Annotated in this window: 8 protein-coding genes; 3 read left to right on the top strand and 5 right to left on the bottom strand. The window is 39.2% G+C overall.

Annotated features, from left to right (window positions below; genetic code table 11):
• Positions 1 to 62 precede the first annotated feature (62 nt).
• Together rplJ and rplL are read left to right on the top strand one after the other, a co-directional pair.
• On the top strand, positions 63 to 632 hold the full coding sequence (gene rplJ / locus FJR08_RS07740) for a 50S ribosomal protein L10 (RefSeq protein ID WP_168632760.1): 570 nt from the start codon (positions 63 to 65) through the stop codon (positions 630 to 632).
• A gap of 59 nt (positions 633 to 691) precedes the next feature.
• The gene (gene rplL / locus FJR08_RS07745; RefSeq protein ID WP_015078215.1) at positions 692 to 1,078 is read left to right on the top strand and encodes a 50S ribosomal protein L7/L12; all 387 of its coding nucleotides are present in this window, start codon (positions 692 to 694) and stop codon (positions 1,076 to 1,078) included.
• 79 nt (positions 1,079 to 1,157) lie between these two features.
• Here the strand turns inward: rplL and FJR08_RS07750 are convergent, their stop codons facing one another.
• A complete protein-coding gene (locus FJR08_RS07750; RefSeq protein WP_168632761.1) occupies positions 1,158 to 2,705 on the bottom strand; it encodes an NAD(P)H-hydrate dehydratase in 1,548 nt (515 codons plus the stop codon).
• Positions 2,706 to 2,712: 7 nt separating this feature from the next.
• Here FJR08_RS07750 and FJR08_RS07755 point away from each other — a divergent pair, with 7 nt between their 5' ends.
• Positions 2,713 to 2,898: a hypothetical protein gene (locus tag FJR08_RS07755; protein WP_174783030.1), complete on the top strand. Its 186-nt coding sequence runs from the start codon at positions 2,713 to 2,715 to the stop codon at positions 2,896 to 2,898.
• On the opposite strand, the gene FJR08_RS07760 is transcribed toward FJR08_RS07755, so the two are convergent.
• The 4 genes from FJR08_RS07760 to murJ form a co-directional block, all read right to left on the bottom strand.
• On the bottom strand, positions 2,886 to 3,671 hold the full coding sequence (locus tag FJR08_RS07760) for a hypothetical protein (protein WP_168632762.1): 786 nt from the start codon (positions 3,669 to 3,671) through the stop codon (positions 2,886 to 2,888). The two genes, FJR08_RS07755 and FJR08_RS07760, sit on opposite strands and share 13 nt — an antisense overlap.
• 62 nt (positions 3,672 to 3,733) lie before the next feature.
• A complete protein-coding gene (locus FJR08_RS07765) occupies positions 3,734 to 4,747 on the bottom strand; it encodes an aspartate carbamoyltransferase catalytic subunit (protein WP_168632763.1) in 1,014 nt (337 codons plus the stop codon).
• Between the two features lie 27 nt (positions 4,748 to 4,774).
• Positions 4,775 to 6,124 carry a magnesium transporter gene (mgtE, locus tag FJR08_RS07770; RefSeq protein WP_015078209.1) on the bottom strand — a complete coding sequence of 450 codons (1,350 nt, stop codon included), beginning with the start codon at positions 6,122 to 6,124 and terminating at the stop codon, positions 4,775 to 4,777.
• A 384-nt stretch (positions 6,125 to 6,508) separates the two neighbouring features.
• Positions 6,509 to 8,113: a murein biosynthesis integral membrane protein MurJ gene (gene murJ, locus FJR08_RS07775; RefSeq protein WP_168632764.1), complete on the bottom strand. Its 1,605-nt coding sequence runs from the start codon at positions 8,111 to 8,113 to the stop codon at positions 6,509 to 6,511.
• Positions 8,114 to 8,142 lie beyond the last annotated feature (29 nt).

Below are 8,142 nucleotides of genomic sequence, written 5' to 3' on the forward strand. Positions count from 1 at the left end.
ACAACTGACAACCGACAACTAACAACTGACCACTGACAACTGACATTGGAGGTGAGACAAGTATGGGAAGAACGTTAGAAAACAAAAAAGAAATAGTTGCTGATCTTAAAGTTTCTTTGAGTGAATCAACTTTAGCACTGGTAATTGATTATCAGGGGCTGACAGTTGCTGAAATCACAGATTTGCGTCGGCAACTCCGTCCTAGTGGTGCTATCTGTAAGGTGACAAAAAACACCTTTATGGGCATTGCTATTAAGGATCAGGAACAATGGCAGCCAATGTCAGAATTACTTAACGGTTCTTCGGCATTTCTGCTAGTTAAAGAAGATTTATCTGCGATTAAAGCTTACCAAGCATTCCAAAAAGCCACCAAGAAAACAGAAATTCGCGGTGGTGTCATGGAAGGTCGTGTCCTGAGTGAAGCTGATGTCAAGGCTCTAGGAGACTTGCCATCTAAGGAACAACTCATGGCTCAAATTGCTGGAGCTATCAACGGTGTGGCTACCAAGCTGGCTGTTGGTATCAACGAAGTTCCCAGTTCCTTGGCTCGCGCTTTGCAAGCTGTCGCTGAAAAAGAAAATGGCGATAGTGCTGAAAGTGCTGCTGAGTTAGCGGTAGTTAGTGAAGATTAATCACTGACAACTCACAACTAAAAAACTAACAAATCAAAAATTCTTTAGGAGTTATATCCATGTCTGCTGCAACCGAACAAATTTTAGACCAATTGAAATCTTTGACCTTATTAGAAGCTTCTGAATTAGTTAAGCAAATTGAAGAAGCTTTTGGTGTTAGTGCTGCTCCTACTGGTGGTGGCATGATGATGATGGCTGCTCCTGGTGCTGTTGCTGAAGTAGTAGAAGAGAAGACCGAATTTGATGCAATTTTGGATTCTGTACCTGCCGATAAGAAGATTGCTGTCTTGAAGATTGTCCGTGAAATCACAGGTCTAGGTCTGAAAGAAGCTAAAGACTTGGTAGAAGCCGCTCCTAAAGCAGTTAAAGAAGCTGTAACTAAGGAAGCCGCTGAAGATATCAAGAAGCGGATTGAAGAGGCTGGTGGTAAGGTAACAGTTAAGTAATTGTTATTTGGTGATTGGTAATTGGTGATTGGTGATTGGGAAGAATTTTTACCCAGTCTCCAGTCCCCAGTCCCCATTATCATCGCTTTAAAACCGGAAGTAAATATTGAGTTAGTGTAAAAGCATCAACTCCTAATTCTGTTCTCGCTTGTGCTGCTAAAATTCCTGCTTGGGAATGCCACCAAGCCGCAGTTGCGACTATATCTTCTATAAAAATTTCTTTATTCATAATTTGCGCTAATAGTCCACCCAATAACCCAGTTAATACATCACCGCTGCCTCCACGGGCTAAGGCTGGGGTACTTTCGGGATTTATCCAAACACTACTACCTTGAGGATTAGATATAGCTGTTCTTGCCCCTTTTAATAGGACTACAGCCCCACTTTCTTGGGCTGCTGTTTGTACGGCTTTGATTCTATTTGTGTAATCAATATGGGGAAATAAACGCTTAAATTCTCCCGTGTGGGGTGTAATTACAGTGGCTGATTTTCGTGATTTCAATGTGGGAATAGTTCCTAATTGTGCCAGAATATTTAAAGCATCAGCATCGAGAATTAGAGGACATTCACATTTAATTATTTCGGGAATAATAGAAATATTATCTTTAGTTAAACCCGGTCCGCAAGCAATTGTGGTAAATGAATTTAAATCTATAAGGTGCGTTACGCTGTCGCTAACACACCCTACTAATGGTAAATTAGCAATTGCTCCTGTTTCGGTTTCGGGACAACCGATAATTAACGCTTCTGGTAAATGGGAAACTAACAACATTTTTAGAGATTCGGGGACAGCGATTGATAACATTCCTATACCAGAAGCTCGCGCACCTAAACCTGTTAAAATTGCTCCACCGGCATAACGTTGAGAACCACAAATTAATAATAAATGTCCTTGTTTGTATTTATGGGTAATGAGAGGACGAGGTAAAGGTAAGGTTGATAATGCTGTTGTTTTAGTAATGCGTTTGATTTGGGGAATATTACCGATAACAGCATGAATATCTGCTAAGGGAATATCAAAGTCAATTAATTCGGCTTTACCAATATAAGGTAATGCTTGTTCTTGTAATAAACCTTGTTTCCATAAACCCAAGCAAAATGTATAATTTGCCTGAATAGCTGTTCCTAAAACTTCTCCTGTATCTGTATGTAAACCCGAAGGGATATCAATACTAATAATGGGTTGATTTTTGCTATTAAAATAATTAATTGCAGTAGCAATAGAATCAGTAATTTTTCTTTCTAACCCAAACCCAAATAAACCATCAATTAAAAAATCATAACTTGGTAATTGGGAAATTTCTTGATAACAGGAAATTCCTAAATTTTGTGCATATTGAAAATGTTGGGAAGTTAATTCTTTTAACTTAGAAAAAGGTTGATAAATCCAAACTTGATAACCGCGAAAATGCAATTCACGAGCTACTACTAAACCATCTCCTCCATTATGACCGGGACCAACTAAAATTCCTACACATTGCCCTGGGGAAATAATAGCCTGTAAGCGGTGGGAAATTAATCCCGCTACCTTTTCCATTAAAGCTGCTACAGGCATTCCGGCAGTAAATATTCTGGCTTCAATATCCCGCATTTGGGCTGCGGTAACAACAAATTGTTCTTTAGTCATTAGTCAGTTGTTAGTTGTCAGTTGTCAGTTGTTAGTAGGGGCGAAGCATTTGGAAGATAAATTATCGGTCATTGCCAAAAATAGTTCTCCAAATGCTTCGCCCGTACAGTTGTCAGTTGAAAGACAAATATTTTCACCAATTACCAATTACCAATTACCAATTACCAATTACCCATTACCTTATTTTCCATAGTAAACTCTAGCATTACCGTAACCTGAACTTTTCAAATAGCTATTCCATTGTTCTGCTTCTAAGCGATCGCTAAAAGGTCCTACAGCTATATGCGTTCCTAGTGGTTGAGTTCTCCTAAATACATTAATACTGGTGCTAACTCTTTGGCTAATTTCTGTACCTAAAGAACGTAAATTATTAGCATTACCAGGAATAACTACATAATAGGAATTTCTTTTTTCCTGTTGATAGTTATTTGGATAGTTCTGATCATTATATCCGGGAGCATTATAAGACATTACTGGTTGAACCGAATAATTAGGTGTTAATTCTATATTTTCCGAATTAACGATTTTCGCGCCAGAAATCCCATTAAATTCCAATTCTCTTACCCGTTTTTGAGCATTAGATTGTCCATTAAAAACGCCAGATTGGATCACATTACGTCCCTTGTAATTGCGAATATAGGCATTAGGTTCAATTTGCCGAACTCGCTGCAAAATTTCGTAATTATTGCTATCAACATAAACAAAATATCGGTCAAAGTTTTGGTTATATTGACTATATTGTGTCCCTTGAGATTGATAGAATTTTCCTGGTTGTAACTGCGGTAATGGCTGCTGGTTAATGGGTATTTCCTGGAGATATGGCAATGTTGCTTGTGCGAATATTGGCATATTATTAGATGTTTGAGCCTGAACTGGACTATATTCACATACGAACACCCAACTTCCACTTATCAGCAAGGAAAATATGGGTAAAGAGGTAAAACAATTGACTCTTAAAGTAGGCATATTTGTTACCAGTTTTTGCAAAGATCTTTGGTTTAATTCCAATGGGACAGCATTATTATTAATTAAGCCCTACCACTACCGATAAAATATAAAAGTGCCATCCGCACTGCTACACCGCTAGTTACCTGAGATTGAATTAAGCTGAATTCAGGATCATCCATTAAATCAGAACTAATTTCCACACCCCGATTTACTGGACCTGGATGCAATACTTTAACTTGAGGTTTACATAGTTTTAACTTAGCACGAGTAATGCCAAATAGTTGATGATATTCTCTTAAACTAGGGAATAAATGGGCGGTCATGCGTTCTTTTTGTAAGCGCAAAGTCATGACAAAATCAGCATTTTCCAAAGCTGGTTCTAATTGCCAATGGGTAAATAACCGGTCTGATAGTTTGCGTGGTGTAGCTACATTTTCTGTTACACCTAAATATTCAGCAAAGAATTTAGGTAACAATGTGGGAGGTGCGGACAGATGTACTTCTGCACCACTAGCGATGAGACTCCAAATATTAGAACGGGCTACACGAGAGTGTAAAATATCGCCAACAATAGCAATTTTTTTACCTTGTAATGATTCAATTTTGGGTTGTGCAGGGTCAATTAAACTACAAATTGTAAATAGATCTAATAATCCTTGAGATGGATGTTCATGTTGTCCATCACCGGCATTGAGGACGCTAACTTTTACACCTAAACGATCCATTTCTTGCGCGATCGCTTGCGGAACTCCTGCATCCTTATGGCGGACTACCATAATATCAGTTCCCATTGCCAAATAGGTTTTTGCTGTGTCAAGAATTGTTTCGCCTTTGGTCATGGAAGATGTAGCTGCGGCAAAGTTGAGGGTATCCGCACTAAGTCTTTTTGCCGCAATTTCAAAACTACTGCGGGTGCGGGTAGAAGGTTCAAAAAATAAATTTGCTACTACCTGTCCCTGTAAAGTGGGGACTTTCTTTGTCCGTCGGGATAGTACCTCTTGAAAAGAAGCCGCAGTTTGTAACACGGCGTTATATTCAGCCGTTGTGAAGTCAGCAAGTGTGAGAATATGATGACGATTCCAAGTAGTAGGCATTTAGATTTGAGATGACGAGAATTCCTTTCAAGATTGTAAATGAAACACCTTTAAAGCAACAGATATTATACTGAGGAAAGTTAAAAAACCGATGGTATCTAGCATTGTTGTCACTAATGGACCACTCATTAAAGCTGGATCTAGTTTTAAATGCTTCAAACCCATTGGTAACAAAGTTCCTAAAGTAACAGCCACCATTGTATTAGTGGCCATAACTACCCCGGCTATTAAAGCTACCCATCTTTCTTGGGGTTTAGCCCAAATCAGGGAAAGGGCCACCATTGTCAGCCCTAAAGCTACGGCTGTTCCTAAACCGGCTAAAAGTTCTTTGCGGAGAATTTTTCCCGTATCTGCGGGTGTGACTTCCCCTACACCTAAACCGCGAATGGTGACAGTCAGAGCTTGGATACCTACAGTGCCACCTGTGTTAGAAAATATGGGCATAATCACGGCGAGGACAGGTACAGCGGCGATAACTTCTTGAAAAGGAGCGATCGCACTGGCAGCACCAATATACAATCCCATAATTCCCAATAACCAAGGCAACCGTTTCCGAATCGTGACTTGTGCGGGAGATAAGGCCTCTTCATCACCACTGACCCCTGCTAATTTTTGAATATCTTCTGTAGCTTCTTCTTCTAAAATATCAACGACATCATCAATCGTAATAATACCGACTAATCTATCTTCTCTATCAACCACAGGCATAGCGATTAAGTCGTACCGCTGCATAATCCGGGCGACTTCTTCCTGGGAGGTTTCTGTTCTGACTTTGACAACGTGGGCGCTGGCAATATCTTTAATTAAAACATCGGGAAAGGTAAATAATAGCTGACGCAAAGAAACAACACTAACTAATTTGCGATTATCATCAGTGACATAGGCATAGTAAATTGTTTCCTTATCTTGATCTTGCAAGCGGATTTTACTGAGGGCTTCACCAACAGTTAAACCTCGCCGCAAGCGGACATATTCAGTGGTCATTACCCGCCCAGCAGTCCCTTCTGGATAGCCAAGAATCGTAGCTGTGGCTTGTCTTTGTTCGGGACTGAGTTGTTGTAATAAGCGTTTGACTACTCCTGCTGGTAGTTCATCAAATAAATATGCCCGTTCATCAGGACTCATTTCTTCAACAAGGTCTACTACCTGGGCATCGTGGAGGGAGTTAATCAGGTCTTCCTGTACTTCTGTGGGTAAATATTCAAAGACATCTATGGCTTGATCTTTGTTGAGTAACCGAAAAGCGATCGCCCTTTGTTTTTCGGGCAATTGGGTGATATACTCGCCCACATCTACCGGCTGTAAACAATTCAAATCACATTTAAGCTGATTTAAGTCAGCAATATCCAAGGAATTACGAATTTCCTGTGTAAGCATAATAGAAATCTCCTAATGTCTCCCCCGCGCTGGGAGACTGCCTCACCAGCTTAGAGGAGGGTAATACTGCCATCTGTTGGACTTTTGTCCATAACCTCTTGTAAAATTAAATATCAACGTGGGAACTAAAAATAGCACCGCTAAATGAGTTTAGCCCAAAACTCAGCTTTACGATAGATGCTAAGTGACATTTTAAGCATAAGTTGTCACTTGTACAAGTAGTAACAGCAAATTATGGATAAAAACTCCCAAAAAATAAATTATCCAATAATTGGGGAGTGGATTAGGGTTTGATTTAGGGAGTAGCAAATAAGTAAGGTTTTAGCAATGCTAAACCCCTACATCTATAATACAGATTGGGATATTTTTTTGATTGCTAGTTCCTTATTTCTTCAAAAACTTTTGTTGCATCTTCATTACAAAAGTATTCACTTCGGGAATATTCATTCTAGAAGCAATTATCGCAAATACACCAATTCCCACGAAAGCAGATATGGATAATTCTATGAGTAAACTAATTAAATCCTGTTTACCTAGTATTTGTTGAGAAGCCATTAAAGTTACAAAACTGGCTAAACCTGCAATTATACTCCCAACAGTTAACCCCAAAATTGGTACACACCATTCTTGCCAAGGTAAACCATTAAGTTTGCGATTGAGCAAAAATAATAACATCAACATCGAACTACAATTAACTCCAACTGTAGCTAAAACTAATCCAGGCGCACCAAAAGGTTCAACTAATATTAAATCTAATACAGCATTGAGAACAATATTAAATATACTAATTTTAAAAGGTGTTTGTCCATCACCTAAAGCATAAAATACCCTCACCAAAACATCACGCCCTAAATAGACAAACATTCCGATTCCATAGGCAATTAATAGCGAAGATACTAACTGAGTTGCTTCTTGTTTAAATGCTCCCCGTTGATAAACTATCTGGACAATTGGCACAGATAAGGACACCATTAATGCCCCTAAAGGTAACATGGTAACAGCAGTTAATAACAGTCCTTGACGAATGCGTAATTTTAGTTCTCCCCAATTATCTGGGTGAGAAAGTCTAGCAAATGTTGGTAATAAAGGCAGTAAAATAATATTAGAAATAATTCCCAAGGGAGTTTGAACTAAAAGATTAGCATAGTTAAAACCTGCGGCTGCACCAACAATAGGACTAGCGAAATAAAGGTCAGTAGCGACATTAATTGGCATCATTCCTGATGATATTGTCGCTGGAGTCATGATTTTAATTACTTCTTGCACACCGGGCGATTTAAAATCAAATCTCAGGCGTAATTTCCCTAATCCTAAGCGCCATTGCACAATTGACTGGACTAACCATTGCAGAATTCCTCCTGCCAAAGTCCCCCATGCTAATACCATGCCACCGATTAAAGCATATTCGGGATTAATAATTTCTTTACCATATTGTCCTGCTAAAATAGCAATACCAATAATAACAGTAATACTAGATAATAAAGGACTAATAGATAGTAACCAATATTGATTAGCTGCATTTAAAGTCCCAAATCCAATGCCAATTAAGCCAGCAAATAAGGCTAAAGGGGCCATGATTTGGATTTGACGGATAGCGATCGCTCTTGTAGTTGCTTCTAAGCCATGACCCACAAAATCAACAATATACTCAGCGCAGAAAATCTGGGCAAATGTCACCAGTATCAACAACCCACCCACTAGGGTTGTGATTGTTTCTACAATAGGTGCAGCTTCCTCTTTTTTGTGTTTAGCTAAAACACTGACAATGGCACTATGTAAAGGTCCATTTACACCACCAAGTAGGATTAAAAGAAAACCGGGAATAATGTAGGCATAACTATAAGCTGTAGCTGCCGCACCCACGCCAAAAGCCGCAGCGATTATTTGCTGCCTAATTAAACCAAACACTTTACTAATTAAAGTTGCTGCGGCAACAATACCAGCAATACCAGCAAAGGAACGAGAGGGTTTTTGATCTTGTTGTGTCACGAATATTTAATGGTCAGTTGTCAGTTGTC

Source organism: Dolichospermum sp. UHCC 0260 (genome assembly GCF_009711985.1).
Classification (GTDB): domain Bacteria; phylum Cyanobacteriota; class Cyanobacteriia; order Cyanobacteriales; family Nostocaceae; genus Dolichospermum; species Dolichospermum lemmermannii.